Here is a 19,462-nt window from a genome sequence, read left to right as displayed (position 1 = left end):
AACATACCAGTAAGGCGATTCGCCGCGACCTTCGGTGCGACATTCGCAAGCCTTTTGCGGCCGAGGGTTTTTCACACCGGCGGGCGTCGGCGATGATACCCGGTGACTTGCTGAAATGCGTGGCCGGCTCGGACGAGCAAGTGCTCGTCGAATTCACGGCCGATGAACTGGACGCCGAGCGGCGTTCCGCGCGCCGTCGTTCCCGCCGGTAGGCATATCGCGGGATTACCGCTGACGTTGAACGGTGCTGTCGGCATCGCCAGTCTGGCGGTCAGCTCCGGGTCTTGTCCGAGCCCGCGCATGGTTTCCAGTGTGGGCGAGGCAATTCCGGCGCTGGGCATCAGCAGGATGTCCACGTCGTGGAACACGCGACGCAGCGATCGCGTGAATTCCAGACGCCGCTCGGTCAGCGTCTGATATTCCACCGCAGCCAGCCTGTGTCCGGCGTCGATCATTGCGCGCATGATCGGCCCGTACTCGTCGGCGCGCGCCGGGTAGGTGTCGGCATGCGCGATCGCCGTTTCGACCGCGCGCATTTTTCCGAACGCTGCCACCATCGGCGCAAGCGCGGGCAGCTTGACGTCGATGACGGGCCATCCGATGTCGTCGAGCGTTTTGACGACATCGGCCAGCATCGCCGTGGTGTCCTCGTCAAACGACGTCGTCTGCGACCAGTCCACCCCGACACGCGGAATCCGTGTCAAGGCGAGGTCGGCGGCATAGTCCGGAACGGGCTCCGCCGAGCACGAGGGATCGTGGATATCGGATCCCGCTATGACACTGAGCAATACCGCCGCATCGTGAGCGCTACGGGTGATCGGCCCGACGTGGTCGTAGCTTGCCGCAAGTTCGACGACGCCGTGACGGCTGACCCGGCCCCACGTCGGTTTGATCCCGGTGACGCCGCACATGCTCGTCGGAAAGCGAATCGACCCCCCGGTGTCCGACCCGATCGAGCCGAAGCACAATCCCGCCGCGGTGGCCACGCCGCAGCCGCTCGAGGACACGCCCGCCCACGCTGTCGGGTCCCAGGGATTGACCGGGGTCGGCAGACTGGGGTGATAGCCGAGATAGGCCCCCTCCGTCATGGCCAGCTTGCCGATGATCACCGCGCCGGCCGCGCGCAACCTCGCGACAACCGTCGCGTCGTATGCCGGGCGAAAGTCACGAAAGATGGTGGTGCCGGCCGCGGTCGGGGCGTCGACCGTGTAGCAGAGATCCTTCACGCCGATCGGTACGCCGTGCAGGACACCCTCGTAGTGGCCGCGCGCGATGTCGGCGTCGGCGGCACGTGCCGCCGCTAGCGCAGTTTCCGGCATGACGAAGGCGTAGCTCTTCAGCTGGGGGTCAAGCCTTTCGATACGCCGCGGCGTCGACTCGGTCACTTCTGCCGACGTCAGTTGCCGGGTGCGGATCAGGTCGGCGACCTCGGTCAGCTCGAGTTTCGAGATCGCGTCCTCGTCGAGTCGGGGAGGGACCGCACTGTCAGCATCGGTCATGGCGCTAATCATCAAATTTGGGTGGGCGTCCCTGGCTGAAGGCCGCCACCCCTTCGCGTAGGTCCGCCCCCTCGTAGGCTTCGACACCGAACCGGATCAGCGCATCGGTGTCGGCGCCGGTCAGCGCTCGGCCGTGCATGTTGGCGACCACCTTCGCCGCACGCATGGTCACCGCGGATTGCCGACAGACCTGGCCGACCAGTTTGGCCGTCGCGGCCGCCAAATCCTGTGGTGCGACGACCTTTTGCACCAATCCCCAGCGGGCGGCTTCCTCAATGCCGATCAGTTCTCCGCTGAACAACAGATACTTCAGCGCCGCCGGACCGATGAGGCGCGCGACGGTGTCCGCCTCGGTGAAGCCCGTCGTGACGCCGAGCTTGCCCAGCGGGATGCCGAAGCGCGCGTCGTCGGTCGCGATGCACACATCGCAGGCCGTCGCCAGCTCACAGCCGCCACCGACGGCGAGCCCCCGGACCGCCGCGATGACTGGGATCGGCATCGTGGTCAACGCCCTCAGGCAGACGGCCAGGCTCTCGTTGTACTCCGCGGCGTCCGCGGCGCTCATGCGGGTGTTCGGAAACTCCTTGATGTCGGCACCCGCGGCGAACGCCTTGTCACCGGCGCCCCGCAGCACCACCGCCCGCAGCCCCGATTCGCCGGCGAGATCGTCCAGCAGCCGCTTCAGCCGACGCCAGCTCGCCAGGTTGAGTGCGTTCTGCGCCTGCGGATGGCTCAGCGTGATCAACGCAACGTTTCGATGGCGTTGCAGCGCGACACGATCGACGACGCCTTCGGCGGGTGGTTGCTCGCGCATCAACTGGCACATCTCAGCTTCGATGTCCCCGCCGCACGGATTGCTAGCCTCGTCCATCTTCGTCATTGCACGCCGCCTCATGGTGCCGACCTGTGCCGCGTCTCGAGTTCTCTGGCAGCACCCGGTGTCGATAAAGACGTGCCTAAGCTACCAGCCAGGTCACCGCAGAGGACGCGCATAGGCGGCGCTGATCCCTGACCTGATGCCGCCCAAGTCTGTCGCCGCCGCGGCCAGCATCTCCGGGTTCACCAATGCAAACCACATGGCCGTCCTCCTCGTTGACGGTCGGAGCGTATCGCCCGCGGCGGCACCGCGTCTCACGTTGCCCGCAGGGGAGCCTCACGGAGCTGACGCGCCAGCCGATCGGTGAACTCCGCGACCCGTGCGGGACTGTCCAGCGCAAACAGTGCGGCGGTGGCGCGGTCACCGTCGTCGGTGTGGCGCACCACAATTGGAACACCATGGGGGCCGACCACATCGAAAGCGTCCTCGTCGGTGATGTCGTCGCCGAGGTAGATCGGCACCAGGGGAGCCGAGCCCGAATGCGGCAGATGGTCAAGAACCCACAGCAGCGTTTTCCCCTTGTCCCAGTCGACATCGGGACGCAACTCGATGACTTCGCGGCCCGTCGTCACCCGCAGCGCATGACGCTGCTCGGCCGTGCGCACCGCCGCGGCGACTTCGCCGACCCGGTCCCGGGCCGCGTTGCGGTAGTGCACGGCGACGCCAAACCGCTTGTGCTCCACCACAACACCCGGGAAGGGTCCAAGTTGCTGGCGCAGCTCGGCAGCCGCCTGTTTCAGCACCGGTATGGCTGCCGCCGCGGCGTCGTTCTGGTGGTGCGTTCCGTCGGGTGCGGTCAATTCGAAACCATGGCTGCCGGCATACCAGATGCCGGGCAGACCCACCCGCTGTGTCACGTCGGCCAGGTCGCGGCCACTGAGCACCGCGATCGGACAGCGCGCGGCCAACTTCTGCAGTGCCTCCAAGGCACCGGGGGCGAGCCAGGCCGCGTCGGGATCCTCGACAATGTCGGACAGCGTGCCGTCGAAGTCGAAGAACACCGCGGGCTGCCGGGCGACCAGGCCGTCGGCCAGGCCGAGTGCCTGTAACGCGTCGGGCAGCTGCGACATGCGTCGGTCCCCGGTGCGCACGCTGACCTCGCTTAGGTCGGTGACCACCGTGTCGGCGCCGTCGCGACGCAATGCGTCCCGACACCCGGTGCGGTCGACACCGATGATCAGCGCAAATCCGCTTTCGCGTGCGGCCGTGACGCCCGCCGAGTGGGCCGAGACGACCACGCACCGGCCCGGCCGCACCGCCAGACGGCCGGCCGCTACGATCGGAACGTCTAGGCCACTACCGAAGACGCCGGTGCCCACACCGACTTCCTGGAGTTGCCGGACCAGTTCCTGGGTGGCGTCCAACGTGGTGTCGAACAGCACCGCGTCATGGCGGCGCGGATCGATGGTGACCGGGCCCAACTTGCGCACGACCCACCCTCTCACGGGGGTCAACGCCGACGGAGATGGCGTCAGTGACGCGCTCGGGCGGTCGGCACAGAGGGCCGCCCCCGCCGCGCGGCGCTGGGGAGTGCGCGGGATGAACGCTTACGCCGATCCTTGGTAAACAGCAGCACGGAATCGTCGCTGAGCGCCACCAGACGCGCCACACCCAGTTCGATACCGTTGACCAGCTGCTGCATTTCGGACGCGGCGTCATAGTCAGCGGTGATGCCGAACACCAGCTCATCGCCGTAGCTGAGGACCGCGACCCCGGTGCTCAGCTGCAGTGCGGTGGGCGGGATGGGCAGCACCTGGTCCATCTTCTGGCCCATCAGCCGTAACTGGTGGCGTGGCCCGGGTGCACTGGTCGCCAGGGTGACGATGCCTTGTTGCGGTAACCGAGCTAGCGCGTGAATCATCTTGGCGCACAACATGAGAGGCGTATAGTCCGACAGACTGTCGGGTTGACGACGGCCGCTCTGCTGTGACCGGTTGTGCACGGTGCGCAATCGCCGCACCGGGTCGTCGTACTCGACGGGGAGATAGGGCAGCATGGCCGAGCTGCCATCGGTTTTCTCCAGGGTACGCAGTGAGTCGGCGCGCGGTTGCTGGCCGCGGTGCAGCAGAACCGTTCGGAAGCCCTCGGTGATGGCCGCGAGCGCGACGTCGTTGGCGGTCACCCCGAACTTGTGGCACACGGCGTCGACGGCGTCGCGGGGAACGCGCACCGCTTGGTACCGCCGCCTGGTGGTGACCGGGCCGGCCGGTGACGTCACTGCCGGCCAGCTGACGGCGCGTGCCGCGGCCGTGCAGACGGCGCCAGCGATGCTGACGGACATTCGCCACAGCGTTTCGGCCCAGCTCCGCGCATCGCCATACGGCGGAATCTGTTTGATATCAACATTGTTAGCGAAGGCACTGCCGTCGGCATCGTCGCAGAGCCTGGCCAGCAGGTGGGCCGCCGACATGGCGCCGGCCATGCAATGGTGGATTTTTATCAAGATCGCCCAGCGGTTGCCGTTGAGGCCTTCGATGATCCAGCATTCCCACAGCGGGCGGTCCGGGTCGAGGGGACGCTCCAGTGCCAGCGCGATGGCCCGGAACAGCTCGGCTTCGTCGCCGGGCCGGGGAAGCGCCACCCGTCGCACGTGCTGGGTGAGGTCGAATCCCGGATAGTCGATCCACTCGGTCGCCAACACCTGGGTACATCGAGGTATCGACTTAATCCGTTCTGTGAGAACCGTTTTGAGCTGGTCGTAGCTGGGGGCGGCACCGTTGACGACGGCAACTGCGCCGATCGCCAGGCCCGGGTGCCGCTCCGGATCGTGGGACTTGAGAAAACCCGCATCCAGTGCCGTCAGTTGTGCCATGACAAGTCCCCACCGTCGTTTTGCGACCCCAGGTATAAGTGTCCGCCGGACCGCACCGGAAGCAGAAGGCCCAAACGGTTAAGAACATGTTTCGCAGGTGAAGATGTGCTGAACAACTGCGCTGTATCGAACAATTGTTCGATATACTGTGGAATGTGGGGTGGAGCAACGGGCCGCCGAGCTGGGCGGAAATGGAACGGGTGCTTAACGGCAAGCCGCGCCATGCCGGGGTGCCGGCGTTCGACGCGGATGGGGACGTCCCACGGTCCCGCAAGCGCGGGGCGTACCAGCCGCCGGGCCGGGAACGGGTCGGATCGTCCGTCGCGTATGCCGAGCTGCATGCGCATTCGGCGTACAGCTTCCTCGACGGGGCCAGCACGCCCGAGGAGTTGGTCGAGGAGGCCGCCCGGCTGGGCCTGTGTGCCCTGGCGCTGACCGACCACGACGGCCTGTACGGGGCGGTGCGGTTCGCCGAAGCGGCCGCGGAACTCGACGTGCGCACGGTCTTCGGCGCCGAGCTGTCACTGGGCGCCACGGCTCGCACCGAGCGGCCGGATCCGCCCGGCCCGCACCTGCTGGTGTTGGCCCGCGGCCCGGAAGGCTACCGGCGGTTGTCGCGGCAACTGGCGGCGGCGCATCTGGCCGGCGGCGAAAAGGGTAAGCCGCGCTACGACTTCGACGCGCTAACCGAGGCCGCCGGCGGGCACTGGCACATCCTGACTGGCTGCCGCAAAGGCCATGTGCGCCAAGCGCTTTCCCAGGGTGGCCCGGCCGCGGCGCAGCGGGCGCTGGCCGATCTGGTGGACCGGTTCACCCCCAGCCGGGTCAGCATCGAGCTGACCCATCATGGTCACCCGCTCGACGACGAACGCAACGCCGCGCTGGCCGGACTGGCGCCGCGCTTCGGTGTCGGCATCGTCGCCACCACCGGGGCGCACTTCGCGGATCCGTCACGTGGGCGGCTGGCGATGGCGATGGCGGCCATCCGGGCCCGGCGGTCGCTGGACTCCGCGGCCGGGTGGCTGGCTCCGCTGGGTGGGGCGCACCTGCGGTCCGGGGAGGAGATGGCCCGGTTGTTCGCGTGGTGCCCCGAGGCGGTGACCGCGGCCGCCGAGCTCGGCGAGCGGTGCGCCTTTGGCCTACAGCTCATCGCGCCGCGGCTGCCGCCGTTCGATGTTCCCGACGGGCACACCGAGGACAGCTGGCTGCGGTCGTTGGTCATGGCGGGCGCCCGCGAGCGTTACGGGCCGCCCAAGAGCGCGCCCCGGGCGTACTCCCAGATCGAGCATGAGCTGAAAGTCATTGCCCAACTGAGATTTCCGGGCTACTTCCTGGTGGTGCACGACATCACCCGGTTTTGCCGGGACAACGACATCCTGTGTCAGGGCAGGGGATCGGCGGCCAACTCCGCGGTCTGCTATGCCCTGGGCGTCACCGCCGTCGACCCGGTGGCCAACGAGCTGTTGTTCGAGCGCTTCTTATCGCCCGCCCGCGACGGGCCACCCGACATCGACATCGACATCGAGTCGGATCAGCGCGAAAAGGTCATCCAGTACGTCTACCACAAATACGGCCGCGACTACGCCGCCCAGGTCGCCAACGTCATCACCTACCGGGGGCGCAGCGCGGTGCGTGACATGGCCCGCGCCCTGGGCTTCTCGCCGGGCCAGCAGGACGCGTGGAGCAAGCAGGTCAGCCACTGGACCGGGCAGGCCGACGACGTTGACGGCATCCCCGAGCAGGTGATCGACCTGGCCACCCAGATCCGCAACCTGCCGCGGCACCTAGGCATCCACTCCGGCGGCATGGTCATCTGCGACCGCCCGATCGCCGACGTGTGCCCGGTGGAATGGGCGCGCATGGCCAACCGCAGCGTCCTGCAATGGGACAAAGACGACTGCGCGGCAATCGGCTTGGTGAAATTCGACCTACTCGGGCTGGGCATGCTCTCGGCGCTGCACTATGCGAAAGACCTGGTGGCCGAGCACAAGGGCATCGAGGTGGACCTGGCCCGCCTCGACCTCTCCGAGCCGGCGGTGTATGAGATGCTGGCCCGCGCCGATTCCGTCGGCGTGTTCCAGGTGGAGTCACGTGCGCAGATGGCCACCCTGCCGCGCCTTAAGCCGCGAGTGTTCTACGACCTGGTGGTGGAGGTGGCGCTGATCCGCCCCGGGCCCATCCAGGGCGGATCGGTGCACCCCTACATCCGGCGGCGCAACGGCGTCGACCCGGTCATCTACGAGCACCCGTCGATGGCGCCGGCATTGCGAAAGACGCTGGGAGTGCCGCTGTTTCAGGAGCAGCTGATGCAGTTGGCGGTCGACTGCGCCGGCTTTTCCGCCGCCGAGGCCGACCAGCTGCGCCGCGCCATGGGGTCCAAACGCTCCACCGAACGCATGCGCCGGCTGCGCGGCCGGTTCTACGACGGCATGCGCGCGCTGCACGGCGCCCCCGACGAGGTGATCGACCGGATCTACGAAAAGCTGGAGGCGTTTGCCAATTTCGGCTTCCCCGAGAGCCACGCACTGAGTTTCGCGTCGCTGGTGTTCTACTCGGCGTGGTTCAAGCTGCACCACCCGGCGGCGTTCTGTGCGGCGCTGCTGCGCGCCCAGCCGATGGGTTTCTATTCGCCGCAGTCGCTGGTGGCCGACGCCCGCCGGCACGGCGTGGCGGTGCACGGCCCGTGTGTCAATGCCAGCCTGGCGCACGCCACGTGTGAGAACGCCGGAACGGAGGTGCGTTTGGGCTTGGGCGCCGTCCGCTACCTCGGCGCCGAGCTGGCCGAGAAGCTGGTCGCGGAGCGAACAGCCAACGGCCCGTTCACCTCCCTGCCGGACTTGACGTCGCGGGTGCAGCTTTCCGTGCCGCAGGTCGAAGCGCTGGCGACGGCCGGGGCGCTGGGCTGCTTCGGCATGTCTCGGCGGGAGGCGCTGTGGGCGGCCGGGGCCGCGGCCACGGGCCGGCCGGACCGGTTACCCGGGGTGGGCTCGTCGTCGCACATCCCGGCGCTGCCGGGGATGAGCGAGCTGGAGCTGGCCGCCGCCGACGTGTGGGCCACCGGCGTCTCCCCGGACAGCTATCCGACCCAGTTCCTGCGGGCGGACCTGGACGCGATGGGGGTGCTGCCCGCCGAGAGGCTGGGATCGGTGTCCGACGGCGACCGCGTGCTGATCGCCGGCGCGGTGACTCATCGGCAGCGACCCGCCACGGCCCAGGGGGTGACGTTCATCAACCTCGAAGACGAGACCGGGATGGTCAACGTGCTCTGCACGCCCGGGGTGTGGGCGCGACACCGCAAGCTCGCGCACACGGCGCCGGCGCTGCTGATCCGCGGCCAGGTCCAAAACGCCAGCGGCGCAATCACCGTCGTCGCCGAACGGATGGGCCGCCTCACCCTGGCGGTCGGCGCGCGCTCGCGCGACTTCCGGTGAACCTCTGCGCCGACAGTGAAACGGGCGACGCGACACGCCGCAAACGCGTCGTGGATTTCACTCTGGCGGCGAGCGGGGGCCAGCCCGCTCAGCCCGTGGGCGTCGTCCACACCCGGGTCGGGGTGATCTTCAGCCGGGTGCTGTAGGCGGCGATCGCCTCGGTCAGCCCGAACTTCGCGGCATCCTCGCGGTACTTGGCCCAATACGGCGCGTCGTCGCGGCAGTCGACATCGGTGGCCACCACCGCCGCCGTCCCGCCCACCACGATGATCCCGGCGCCGTTGCCGTCGGAGTCCAGGTTCAGGCTGACCTGCGGATGGGCGGTGATGTGGGCGACCTTGGCCGCCTGAGGCATGGAGTACACCGTCAGGTCGGTCCCGTCGAAGTAGAACCACACCAGCCGCGGAACCGGCTGCCCCGATCGGGCGACGGTGGTCAACCACCCGTAAAGGTCGGACGTGAGCCTGGCAGAAACCTCTTGTGTCAGTTCGACGCTCATGGCCCAACGGTAGCCTGCCCACATGACCCTCAACCTGTCCGTCGACGAGGTCCTGACCACTACCCGCTCGGTGCGCAAGCGTCTCGATTTCGACAAGCCGGTGCCACGCGACGTGCTGATGGAATGCCTCGAGCTGGCGCTGCAGGCGCCCACCGGTTCCAATTCCCAAGGCTGGCAGTGGGTGTTCGTCGAGGACGCCGCCAAGAAAAAGGCGATCGCCGACGTCTACCTGGCCAACGCCCGGGGCTACCTCAGCGGGCCGGCGCCCGAGTACCCCGACGGCGACACCCGCGGCGAGCGGATGGGGCGGGTCCGCGATTCGGCGACCTATCTCGCCGAACACATGCACCGGGCGCCGGTGCTGCTGATCCCCTGCCTGAAAGGCCGGGAAGACGAGTCGGCGGTGGGTGGCGTGTCGTTTTGGGCCTCACTGTTCCCGGCGGTGTGGAGCTTCTGCCTGGCGCTGCGCTCCCGCGGGCTGGGTTCGTGCTGGACGACGCTGCACCTGCTCGACAACGGCGAGCACAAGGTGGCCGACGTGCTCGGCATTCCCTACGACGAATACAGCCAAGGCGGGCTGCTTCCGATCGCCTACACACAAGGCATCGACTTCCGGCCGGCCAAGCGGCTGCCGGCCGAGAGCGTGACGCACTGGAACGGCTGGTAATTAGCCGGGGTTGCCGTCGGTGCCGCGACTGCCGTTAAACGCGTCCCCGCCGAGGCCGTCGCTGCCTGGCCCGCCGTTTGTGCTGTCAGCGTTACCGGTGCCGGTGCCGCCTGCGTTGCCGCTGCCGGGGGTGCCATGGGTGCCCCCGGCACCGCCGGTACCGCCGCCACCGCCATTGCCGGAGTTGGCGTGCTGGCCGGCCAGTAACCCGCCACGTCCACCGGTGCCGGCATGCCCCCCGTCACCGCCGTCGCCGCCCGTTCCGCCGTGACCAGCGTCGCCACCAGCGCCGCCGTTACCCCCGTGGGCGTCGAAGGGGATGCTCGACGTGCTCGTGGCGTTTCCGCCGCCGGCGCCGTCACCGCCGATGCCGCCATTGCCGCCGACACCGCCTGAGCCGCCGGTGCCGCCGTTGCCGCCGTTGCCGCCGTTGCCCATCAACCAACCGCTCGCGCCGCCCGCGCCGCCGGATCCGCCGTCGCCGCCACGCCCGCCGGTGCCTCCGGTGCCCCCGTTGCCGCCGTCGCCGCCGTCGCCGCCGACCGGCTGGGTGCCTAGGGCGCTGTTACCGCCCTGGTTGGCGGGGACGCCGCCGGCGCCACCGGTACCGCCGATGGCGCCGTTGCCGCCGGCGGCACCGTTGCCACCGTTGCCACCGTTGCCACCGTTGCCGACCAGCCACCCGCCGCGACCACCGGCACCGCCGGCGCCGCCCGCACCGCCGGCGTGCCCGTTCGTGCCCGTACCGCCGGCACCGCCGTTGCCGCCGTCACCGCCGACGGAACTACCGGCGGACGCGGCCTGCCCGCCGGCGCCGCCCGCACCGCCATTGGCACCGCCGTCACCGCCGGCGGCGCCGTTCCCGCCGGCGCCTGCGTTGGCGATCGAGGTGTTTGCGGGGTTGCCATTGGCGTCTCCGCCCGCGCCACCGTTGCCGCCGTTGACGCCAGCACCCCCGGGCGTGCCGTCACCGCCTTGGGTGCCGATCAGGACGCTGGTTTGCGGCTCGATATTGCTGTCGCCGGCGGCGCCATTTAGCGCGGGGTTTGTGACGGGGGCCGGATTCACGCCGTCGTTGCCGGTCAGACCGTTGCCGCCTTGGCCGCCGCTGCCGCCACTGCCCCACAATCCGGCGGCGCCGCCAGCGCCCCCATTGCCGCCGGCACCGCCCGCGACGATCGCATTCCCGCCGATGCCGCCGTTTCCGCCGTTGCCGTACAACCAGCCGCCGCTGCCGCCGGCGCCACCGGCCGCGCCGGCACCGCCCGACCCGCCAGTACCGCCGTTGCCGATCAATCCGGCGTTGCCGCCGTTGCCGCCGGCCATTCCGGGCGTGGCGGCGCTGTTGTAGCCGGCGCCCCCGTTGCCGAACAGCAGACCGCCATCTTGCCCGTCGGGGCTGCTGGCGGTGCCGACAGCCCCGTCGCCAATTAACGGGCGCCCCAACAGCGCCTGAGTGGGCGCGTTAATTGCGTTCAGCAGATTCTGCTGGACGTTGGCGGCCTCGGTGAGGGCGTACGATCCGCCGGCACCGGTCAAGGCCTGGACAAACTGATCGTGTAACGCCGTCGCCTGGGCCGCGACCTGTTGGTAGCTCACAGCGTGCCCGGAAAACAGCGACGCCAGGGCGGCCGAGACCTCGTCGGCACCGGCTGCCAGTAGCCCCGTTGTGCCGGCGGCTGCCGCTGCATTCGCGGCACTTAGCGCAGAACCGATGTTCGCCACATCCGACGCGGCCGCCGCCAATGCCTCCGGGACTGCTACGACAAACGACATCACAACCCACCCCCAGGCTGCCAGCACGCAACCTGCGAGATCACAACACCCGGATGCTAGCGCAATATGGGCCAACGGGCGTGGGGTTTGCGGCAGATTCATTGACCGCAACGCCTTCGCTGCGCGCCGCCGCTGACAGCTGCGCCTGCGCTGCCGTTGTTGCCGGTGAAGGTGTCACCGCTGACGGTGGTGGTAGCTGGACGCGCAAGCTCACCGGCATCGATTTTCCCGGGATGTCGTGGTCCGATGTGATCGCCCGGGTTGCGTTCGGTGTGCTGTCACCGGTTGGGTGCTCCTGTCCGGCGCCCGACGCCGATGAGCTTCGTTGTGCGCATACCGGCTGGTTCGGTGTCACCTTGGTCGCGACTAGACCGCCCCGGCAAAGCCGTGCTGACGCCAGGCCTCGTAGACCGCGACGGCTGCGGCGTTGGACAGGTTCAACGAGCGCCGGCCCGCCAGCATCGGAATGCGCACCTGCCCGGTGATGTGCGTATCAGCCAGGGTGGCCTCGTCCAGGCCGGTGGGTTCGGGCCCGAACATCAACACGTCACCGGCCCGGTAGCCGACGTTGGTGAACAACGTCGTCGCCTGCGCCGTGAAGGCGAACACCCGCGCTGGCGACAGCGCCTCCCAGGCGTGCGCGAGCGAGGCATGAACGGTGACCGAGGCCAGGTCGTGGTAGTCCAGCCCGGCCCGTCGCAGCTTGGGTTCGGACAGGTCGAAGCCGAGCGGCTCGACCAGATGCAGTTCACAGCCGGTTGCGGCGCACGTCCGGATGGCGTTGCCGGTGTTGGGGGCGATACGCGGAGATACGAACAGCAGCCGGAACATCCGCCGATCATGGCAAAGCGCCCGGTGCCCGTTTGCCGGCCTGTCCGGTGACATGCTCGGTGACAGCGGTGGAGACCTCGGCCGTGGGCTGTCATACTCGTCGGATTGCCAGTTGTTTACGTCCGCGCCCGGCCGGCTGGGGCGGACGGCATCAAGGCATGAGCAGGAAGTCTATGAGTCTCTCCGTTTTTCGAGCGCTGCATAAGGGTGCGGCCGGTGGCACGGCCGCGGCCACGTGACCATGTTCGCCCGCCCGACCATCCCGGTCGCGGCGGCCGCTTCTGATATTTCCGCCCCGGCTCAACCGGCCCGCGGCAAACCTCAGCAACGCCCGCCGTCCTGGTCGCCGCGCAACTGGCCGGTCCGATGGAAAGTGTTCACGATCGCGCTTCTGCCGCTGGTAGTGGCGATGGTGTTAGCAGGATTGCGGGTCGAGGCTGCGATGGCCAGCACCAGCGGCCTGCGGCTGGTCGCCGCGCGCGCCGAAATGATACCCGCGATCACGAAATACATGTCGGCGCTGGACGTCGCCGTGCTGGCCAGCTCGACCGGACACGATGTGGAGGGGGCGCAGAAAAACTTCACCGCCCGCAAGTACGAGCTGCAGACGCGACTGGCCGACACCGACGTCATCGCAGACGTGCGGTCGGGAGTGAACACGCTGCTCAACGGCGGTCAGGCGCTGCTGGATAAGGTGCTGGCCGACAGCATCGGCTTGCGGGATCGGGTCACCGCCTACGCGCCGCTGCTGTTGACGGCCCAGAACGTGATTGACGCGTCGGTGCGGGTTGACAGCGAGCAAATCCGAACCCAGGTGCAGGGTTTGAGCCGAGCCGTTGGCGCCCGCGGGCAGATGACGATGCAGGAGATCCTGGTGACTCGCGGCGCCGACCTTGCCGAGCCGCAACTGCGCAGCGCGATGGTTACCCTGGCCGGCACCGAACCCTCGACGCTGTTCGGGATGAGCGCGGCGCTCGGTGCAGGCTCGCCGGACACCAAGAACCTGCAGCAGCAAATGGTGACCAGGATGGCGATCATGTCCGATCCGGCCGTTGCACTGGTCAACAACCCAGAGCTGCTGCACTCGATACAGATCACCCGCGACATTGCCGAGCAGGTGATCACCGACACCACCGAGGCGGTGACGAAGTCGGTGCAAAGCCAGGCCACCGACCGGCGGGATGCCGCGATTCGCGACGCCGTGCTGGTGTTGGCCGCCATCGCGACCGCGATCGTCGTCGTGTTGGTGGTGGCGCGCACGCTGGTCGGGCCGATGCGGGTACTGCGTGATGGGGCGCTCAAGGTTGCTCATACCGATCTCGACGGCGAGATCGCGGCGGTCCGCGCCGGCGACGAGCCGATCCCCGAGCCACTGGCGGTGTACACCACCGAGGAAATCGGTCAGGTCGCGCATGCGGTCGACGAGCTGCACACCCGGGCCCTGTTGCTGGCCGGCGAGGAAACGCGGTTGCGACTGCTGGTCAACGAGATGTTTGAGACCATGTCGCGGCGTAGCCGTTCCCTGGTCGACCAGCAGCTGTCGGTCATCGACCAACTGGAGCGCAACGAGGAGGATCCCGCCCGACTCGACAGCCTTTTCCGGCTCGATCACCTGGCCGCCCGGCTGCGCCGCAACAGCGCCAACCTGCTGGTGCTGGCCGGTGCGCAGATTACCCGTGACCACCGCGAGCCGGTGCCGCTGTCAACCGTGATCAGCGCCGCCGTGTCAGAGGTCGAGGACTATCGCCGCGTCGACATCGCGAGGGTACCCGACTGTGCGGTAGTCGGCGCAGCGGCTGGTGGCGTCATTCATCTGCTTGCCGAGCTGATCGACAACGCGTTGCGCTACTCGTCACCGACCACACCCGTTCGGGTTGCCGCCGCAATCGGCAGCGAAGGCAGTGTTCTGCTGCGAATCTCGGATTCCGGCCTGGGCATGACCGATGCCGATCGGCGGATGGCCAATATGCGGCTGCGGGCCGGCGGTGAGGTCACCCCGGATAGTGCCCGGCACATGGGTCTGTTCGTAGTCGGCCGGCTGGCCGGTCGGCACGGCATCCGAGTCGGGCTGCGCGGTCCGGTGACCGGTGAACAGGGCACCGGCACCACCGCCGAGGTCTACCTGCCGCTAGCCGTGCTCGAGGGGACGGCCCCAGCGCAGCCGCCAAAGCCGCGGGTATTTGCGATCAAGCCGCCGTGTCCTGAACCCGCGGCGGCCGATCCGACGGACGTTCCCGCCGCCATCGGGCCGCTACCACCGGTCACGTTGCTCCCGCGCCGTACCCCGGGGTCCAGTGGCATCGCCGACGTCCCGGCCCAGCCGATGCAGCAGCGGCGGCGCGAGCTGAAAACACCCTGGTGGGAGGATAGGTTTCAACAGGAGCCCAAACAACCGCCCGCACCAGAACCGCGACCGGCGCCGCCGCCCGCCAAACCCGCGCCACCGGCGGGCCCGGTTGATGACGACGTCATCTACCGGCGGATGCTCTCCGAGATGGTGGGTGACCCGCACGAGCTGGCCCACAGCCCCGATCTGGACTGGAAGTCGGTGTGGGACCACGGCTGGTCGGCGGCCGCCGAGGCCGCGGACAAGCCCGTGCAGTCCCGCACGGACTACGGCCTGCCGGTGCGCGAACCCGGGGCCCGGTTAGTGCCGGGGGCGGCGGTGCCTGAGGGACCCGATCGGGAGCATCCGGGTGCAGCGCTAGCATCCAACGGCGGACTTCATCCCGGCCGAGCGCCGCGGCACGCGGCTGCGGTACGCGACCCCGACGCGGTTCGTGCCTCCATCAGCAGCCATTTCGGCGGCGTGCGCACCGGGCGGTCGCATGCCCGCGAGAGCAGTCAGGGACCCAATCAGCAATGAAAGCCCGCTTGCCGGACAGCCCGCTTGACTGGCTGGTGTCGAAGTTCGCCCGCGAGGTTCCCGGGGTGGCCCATGCATTGCTGGTGTCGGTCGACGGGCTTCCCGTGGCGGCCAGCGAACATCTACCACGCGAACGCGCCGATCAGTTGGCCGCGGTGACGTCCGGGCTGGCCAGCCTGGCCGGCGGCGCCGCGCAACTGTTCGACGGCGGGCAGGTGCTGCAGTCGGTGGTTGAGATGCAGAACGGCTACCTGCTGTTGATGCAGGTGGGAGACGGGTCGGCGCTGGCGGCGCTGGCCGCGACCGGATGCGATATCGGCCAGATCGGTTATGAGATGGCCATCCTTGTCGAGCGGGTGGGCGGTGTTGTTCAATCCTGCCGGCGATAGACCGAAGGCGGGCCTGGTCCGCCCCTACACGCTGACCGCCGGACGTACCGGTACCGACGTCGACCTTCCGCTTCAGGCGCCGGTGCAGACCCTGCCGGCGGGACCGGCTGGCCGCTGGCCGGCCTACGACATGCGACGCAGGATCTTGCAATTGTGCATTGGCAGTCCGTCGGTCGCGGAAATCTCGGCTCGGCTGGATTTGCCGGTGGGTGTGGCGCGTGTGCTGGTCGGTGATCTGGTCACGTCCGGTTACCTTCGGGTGCACGCGACCTTGACCGACCGATCGACCCGCGACGAACGCCACGAACTCATAGGAAGGACCCTGCGTGGCCTTAAAGCACTCTGAGGCATCCGGCACCGCGTCGACGAAGATCGTCATCGCGGGCGGATTCGGGTCCGGCAAGACCACACTCGTCGGCGCTGTTTCGGAGATCATGCCGTTGCGCACCGAAGCGATGGTCACCGATGCCTCCGCCGGCGTCGACATGCTGGAGGCCACTCCCGACAAGCGGAGCACCACGGTGGCGATGGACTTCGGCCGCATCACCTTGGGCGAGGATCTGGTGCTTTATCTATTCGGTACCCCGGGCCAGCGCCGGTTCTGGTTCATGTGGGACGACCTGGTGCGTGGTGCCATCGGGGCGATCGTCTTGGTCGACTGCCGGCGTCTGCAGGACAGCTTTGCGGCGGTCGACTTCTTCGAACACCGCAACCTGCCGTTCTTGATCGCCATCAACGAGTTCGACAGCGCGCCAAGGTATCCGGTTAGCGCGGTGCGCGACGCGTTGACGCTGCCCGCACACATTCCGGTGATCAATGTTGACGCCCGCAATCGCAGGTCGGCGACCGATGCACTGATCGCGGTGAGCGAATACGCGCTGGCCACCCTGTCTCCTGCGGGCGGTTGAAAAGCGTTGCAGCAGTGGGTTGATTGCGAATTCACCGGTCGAGACTTCCGCGACGAGGACCTTAGCCGCCTGCACACCGAACGGGCGATGTTCAGCGAATGCGATTTCAGCGGCGTGAATCTGGCCGAGTCACAACACCGAGGGTCGGCGTTTCGTAATTGCACCTTCGAACGGACGACACTGTGGCACAGCACATTTGCCCAGTGCAGCATGTTGGGCTCGGTCTTCGTGGCTTGCCGGCTGCGGCCGCTGACGTTGGACGACGTGGATTTCACGCTCGCCGTGCTCGGCGGAAATGATCTGCGTGGTCTCAACTTGACCGGCTGCCGGTTGCGAGAGACCAGCCTGGTGGATACCGACTTGCGCAAGTGCGTGCTGCGCGGCGCCGACCTCAGTGGTGCCCGTACCACGGGCGCCCGGCTGGATGACGCCGACTTGCGGGGCGCGACCGTGGACCCGGTATTGTGGCGGACCGCGTCGTTGGTGGGTGCGCGTGTCGACGTCGACCAAGCCGTGGCCTTTGCGGCGGCGCACGGGCTGTGCTTGGCAGGGGGCTAGATCGGTGAGCCGGGACGCGACGACGGGGTGCGTGACAGCCGTCCGATGATGCCCTGGTGATGGCCGACCTCGAAGGTGATCCACGGCCCGGTGGGCTTCCCGATGTTGATAGTCAGGCCGTCATAAATGTCGACTTCCGACACCCGCTGGCCGTCGACGAACATCCCGCTCTGCGAATCGTTGTCGATCGCGATCCAATTGCCCCGATCGAAGCGCAGCAACAGGTGCGCACGGGCGATCAGTGGGTGCGCCACGCGCATGTCGGCACGAAGATCACTCCCGACAACCACGTCGCGGCCCGCGGCGAAGCATTGCTGCGACCGATCGGACCGAACTGTCAGCACCGGTGGATGGGGTCGACTCATCGGTTCAAATTATGCTGCGCGCGGTCAATAGTGCTTGAGCCGGATTCGCGCGGGGAAGTCAACCGGATTTCCGGCACAATGGGTTGCACTTCTTCACGGTGGCGTCAATCTGGACGCTATGGAGCCCCGGTGACCACACAGTGAGTGCGGCGATAAATCGTGGCCATGCACTGATTACAGTGTGTGCACGCCGACCGCACCTGGCTGCCTTCGGCCGCGATCCGATTGACCAGGTCGGGCTCGGCGAGCAGCGCCCGAGCCATCGCGACGAACTCGAACCCTTCGGCCATCGCCAGGTCCATGGTCGTTCGGTTGGTGATGCCGCCCAGCAGAATCAGCGGGATTGTCAGCTCGGCGCGAAACAACCGAGCCTCGCGTAACAGATAGGCATCGCGGTAGGGGTATTCGCGGAAAAACCTATGGCCGGTCATCCGGATGCCCCAGCGCAGCGGTGGTTTGAACGCGGCGGCGAACTCCTTAACCGGCGCGTCGCCGCGGAACAAATACATCGGGTTGACCAGCGAGCTGCCCGCGGTGAGCTCGATCGCGTCTAGCCCGCCGTCGTCCTGCAGCCACCTGGCGGTGGTCAGTGCCTCGTCGACTGTGATGCCGCCGCGGATGCCATCGGTCATGTTGAGCTTGGCGGTCACCGCGACCTGCTGCCGGACGGCGCGGCGCACGGCCATCACCAATCCGCGAGCTACCTTCGCCCGGTTCTGCAACGAACCGCCGAACTCGTCATCACGCCGGTTGAGCAGCGGAGACAGAAACGCGCTCGCCAGATAGTTATGCCCCAAATGGATTTCGACGGCGTCGAAGCCGGCGTCGACGGCCAGCCGGGCGGCATGGGCGTGCGCGGCCAGCACATCGTCGATGTCCTCGCGGGTCGCCTTCTGGGCGAACCGCATAGCGATCGGATTGAAGAACCGCACCGGAGCCAGCGCGGTCGCCTGGTTGGAGCGGGCGTCGGCCACCGGGCCGGCGTGGCCGATCTGGGCGCTGATCGCCGCCCCCTCGGCGTGGATCGCCTCGGTGAGCCGGCGCAGTCCCGGCACCGCATGCGGGCGCATCCAGATCTGGTTGCCGCCGGTGCGTCCGCCGGGGGAGACCGCGCAATAGGCGACGGTGGTCATGGCGACCCCGCCCGCGGCCGGCAGCCGGTGGTACTCGATCAGGTCATCGGTCACCAACGCGTCAGGTGTGCGGGCCTCGAAGGTGGCGGCCTTGATGACCCGGTTACGCAGCGTGAGCGGACCGAGTTTGGCCGGGTTGAACACGTCCGGGGCTTCGCAGCTGCCGGGAGCCACATGGGGAGCTTAAGCCCGCCGGAATACCACCAGCCCCCAAATCAGTAGTGGTATCGGGCCTTCAGCATCGTGACTTCGTCGTCGCCCGCTCGATACACCAGCCGGTGTTCGTCGTCGATCCGGCGCGACCAGTATCCCGACAACTCACCTTGGAGCGGCTCGGGTTTGCCGATCCCGCTGAACGGATCACGCTGAATTTCTCCGATCAACCGGGTGATCCGACGGGCCGTTTTGCGATCAGCGGCCAGCCAGAACAAGAAGTCCTCCCAGGCATCGGGATCGAAGTTGACGCTTCTCACTCCTCGCCGCCGGCCATCTCCCGCAGCTCATCTACAGACTTGGTGAAAGCCGAGTGCCCAGCCTTATCCCGGGCAACCGCTTCCATCAACCGCCTGGCGTTCTCCGGTGAGCGCAGCAGATAGACCGTTTCCTGCCACGCGTCGTAGTCGTCGGCGGACATCAGCACCGCATCGCCGGCCCGGGAGGTGATCCGCACCGGCTGGTGATCGGTATTGACCTGTTCGATGAGTGGAAACAGGCGCTGCCTCGCCTCGCTCGCACTGATGCTCATGCGTCCTCTCTTAGAAAGATGTACGGATAATCTGTACCACAATGGTACAAGTTGTCCGTACGGTGGGCGCGTGAGCGGGTCGTCGCCATCGGCACCGCGGACACGC

18 protein-coding genes and 1 pseudogene are annotated in these 19,462 nt (G+C 67.9%); 7 read left to right on the top strand and 12 right to left on the bottom strand.

The window, feature by feature from the left end; genetic code table 11:
* Window positions 1-71: 71 nt before the first annotated feature.
* The 5 genes and pseudogenes from FF952_RS17815 to FF952_RS17795 form a co-directional block, all read right to left on the bottom strand.
* Window positions 72-1,499: an amidase gene (locus FF952_RS17815; RefSeq protein ID WP_003905064.1), complete on the bottom strand. Its 1,428-nt coding sequence runs from the start codon at window positions 1,497-1,499 to the stop codon at window positions 72-74.
* A 4-nt stretch (window positions 1,500-1,503) separates the two neighbouring features.
* On the bottom strand, window positions 1,504-2,313 hold the full coding sequence (locus FF952_RS17810) for an enoyl-CoA hydratase/isomerase family protein (RefSeq protein WP_196774961.1): 810 nt from the start codon (window positions 2,311-2,313) through the stop codon (window positions 1,504-1,506).
* Between the two features lie 174 nt (window positions 2,314-2,487).
* Window positions 2,488-2,577: pseudogene (locus FF952_RS17805) on the bottom strand (PE domain-containing protein); the annotation flags it as partial.
* Between the two features lie 53 nt (window positions 2,578-2,630).
* Complete coding sequence (otsB, locus tag FF952_RS17800) at window positions 2,631-3,806, bottom strand: trehalose-phosphatase (RefSeq protein ID WP_003417892.1); 1,176 nt, start codon at window positions 3,804-3,806, stop codon at window positions 2,631-2,633.
* Window positions 3,807-3,847: 41 nt separating this feature from the next.
* Entirely contained in the window at window positions 3,848-5,188 is a 1,341-nt protein-coding gene (locus FF952_RS17795) for a diacylglycerol O-acyltransferase (RefSeq protein WP_003905063.1), read from the bottom strand.
* A gap of 155 nt (window positions 5,189-5,343) precedes the next feature.
* On the opposite strand from FF952_RS17795, the gene dnaE2 reads away from it, so the two are divergent.
* On the top strand, window positions 5,344-8,619 hold the full coding sequence (gene dnaE2, locus FF952_RS17790; RefSeq protein ID WP_003417885.1) for an error-prone DNA polymerase DnaE2: 3,276 nt from the start codon (window positions 5,344-5,346) through the stop codon (window positions 8,617-8,619).
* A gap of 88 nt (window positions 8,620-8,707) precedes the next feature.
* On the opposite strand, the gene FF952_RS17785 is transcribed toward dnaE2, so the two are convergent.
* The gene (locus FF952_RS17785; protein WP_003912209.1) at window positions 8,708-9,118 is read right to left on the bottom strand and encodes a TIGR03667 family PPOX class F420-dependent oxidoreductase; all 411 of its coding nucleotides are present in this window, start codon (window positions 9,116-9,118) and stop codon (window positions 8,708-8,710) included.
* Between the two features lie 22 nt (window positions 9,119-9,140).
* Here FF952_RS17785 and FF952_RS17780 point away from each other — a divergent pair, with 22 nt between their 5' ends.
* Window positions 9,141-9,785 (top strand): nitroreductase family protein, encoded by a 645-nt coding sequence (locus FF952_RS17780; RefSeq protein WP_003417881.1) that lies wholly within the window; start codon window positions 9,141-9,143, stop codon window positions 9,783-9,785.
* Here FF952_RS17780 and FF952_RS17775 read toward each other — a convergent pair whose 3' ends face one another.
* Entirely contained in the window at window positions 9,786-11,561 is a 1,776-nt protein-coding gene (locus FF952_RS17775) for a PE family protein (protein ID WP_009938654.1), read from the bottom strand.
* Window positions 11,562-11,927: 366 nt separating this feature from the next.
* A complete protein-coding gene (locus tag FF952_RS17770; protein WP_003417878.1) occupies window positions 11,928-12,392 on the bottom strand; it encodes a tRNA (cytidine(34)-2'-O)-methyltransferase in 465 nt (154 codons plus the stop codon).
* A gap of 235 nt (window positions 12,393-12,627) precedes the next feature.
* Here FF952_RS17770 and FF952_RS17765 point away from each other — a divergent pair, with 235 nt between their 5' ends.
* The 5 genes from FF952_RS17765 to mfpA are packed head-to-tail and all read left to right on the top strand — an operon-like array spanning window position 12,628 to window position 17,113.
* Window positions 12,628-15,258: a sensor histidine kinase gene (locus FF952_RS17765; RefSeq protein ID WP_003900676.1), complete on the top strand. Its 2,631-nt coding sequence runs from the start codon at window positions 12,628-12,630 to the stop codon at window positions 15,256-15,258.
* Entirely contained in the window at window positions 15,255-15,647 is a 393-nt protein-coding gene (locus FF952_RS17760; RefSeq protein WP_003417776.1) for a serine protease inhibitor, read from the top strand. The genes FF952_RS17765 and FF952_RS17760 overlap by 4 nt, the downstream gene beginning before the upstream one ends.
* Window positions 15,625-15,993, top strand: a complete 369-nt coding sequence (locus FF952_RS17755) for a DUF742 domain-containing protein (RefSeq protein WP_003417772.1) — start codon at window positions 15,625-15,627, stop codon at window positions 15,991-15,993. The genes FF952_RS17760 and FF952_RS17755 overlap by 23 nt, the downstream gene beginning before the upstream one ends.
* Window positions 15,974-16,555: a GTP-binding protein gene (locus tag FF952_RS17750; RefSeq protein ID WP_015631560.1), complete on the top strand. Its 582-nt coding sequence runs from the start codon at window positions 15,974-15,976 to the stop codon at window positions 16,553-16,555. Before FF952_RS17755 ends, FF952_RS17750 begins: the two co-directional genes overlap by 20 nt.
* A gap of 6 nt (window positions 16,556-16,561) precedes the next feature.
* Complete coding sequence (gene mfpA / locus FF952_RS17745; protein WP_003417767.1) at window positions 16,562-17,113, top strand: pentapeptide repeat protein MfpA; 552 nt, start codon at window positions 16,562-16,564, stop codon at window positions 17,111-17,113.
* Here mfpA and FF952_RS17740 read toward each other — a convergent pair.
* The 4 genes from FF952_RS17740 to relJ form a co-directional block, all read right to left on the bottom strand.
* Complete coding sequence (locus FF952_RS17740) at window positions 17,110-17,478, bottom strand: FHA domain-containing protein (protein ID WP_003417765.1); 369 nt, start codon at window positions 17,476-17,478, stop codon at window positions 17,110-17,112. The two genes, mfpA and FF952_RS17740, sit on opposite strands and share 4 nt — an antisense overlap.
* 116 nt (window positions 17,479-17,594) lie before the next feature.
* On the bottom strand, window positions 17,595-18,785 hold the full coding sequence (locus FF952_RS17735) for an NADH:flavin oxidoreductase (protein ID WP_003900033.1): 1,191 nt from the start codon (window positions 18,783-18,785) through the stop codon (window positions 17,595-17,597).
* Between the two features lie 41 nt (window positions 18,786-18,826).
* Window positions 18,827-19,084: a Txe/YoeB family addiction module toxin gene (locus tag FF952_RS17730; RefSeq protein WP_003417760.1), complete on the bottom strand. Its 258-nt coding sequence runs from the start codon at window positions 19,082-19,084 to the stop codon at window positions 18,827-18,829.
* A complete protein-coding gene (relJ, locus tag FF952_RS17725; protein ID WP_003417757.1) occupies window positions 19,081-19,356 on the bottom strand; it encodes a type II toxin-antitoxin system antitoxin RelJ in 276 nt (91 codons plus the stop codon). Before relJ ends, FF952_RS17730 begins: the two co-directional genes overlap by 4 nt.
* Window positions 19,357-19,462: the final 106 nt, after the last annotated feature.

This window comes from Mycobacterium tuberculosis complex sp. N0072, from assembly GCF_030323725.1.
GTDB classification, from domain to species: domain Bacteria; phylum Actinomycetota; class Actinomycetes; order Mycobacteriales; family Mycobacteriaceae; genus Mycobacterium; species Mycobacterium tuberculosis.
Note: the sequence above shows the minus strand (reverse complement) of the source record. Positions and strands in the feature narration are given on the sequence as shown.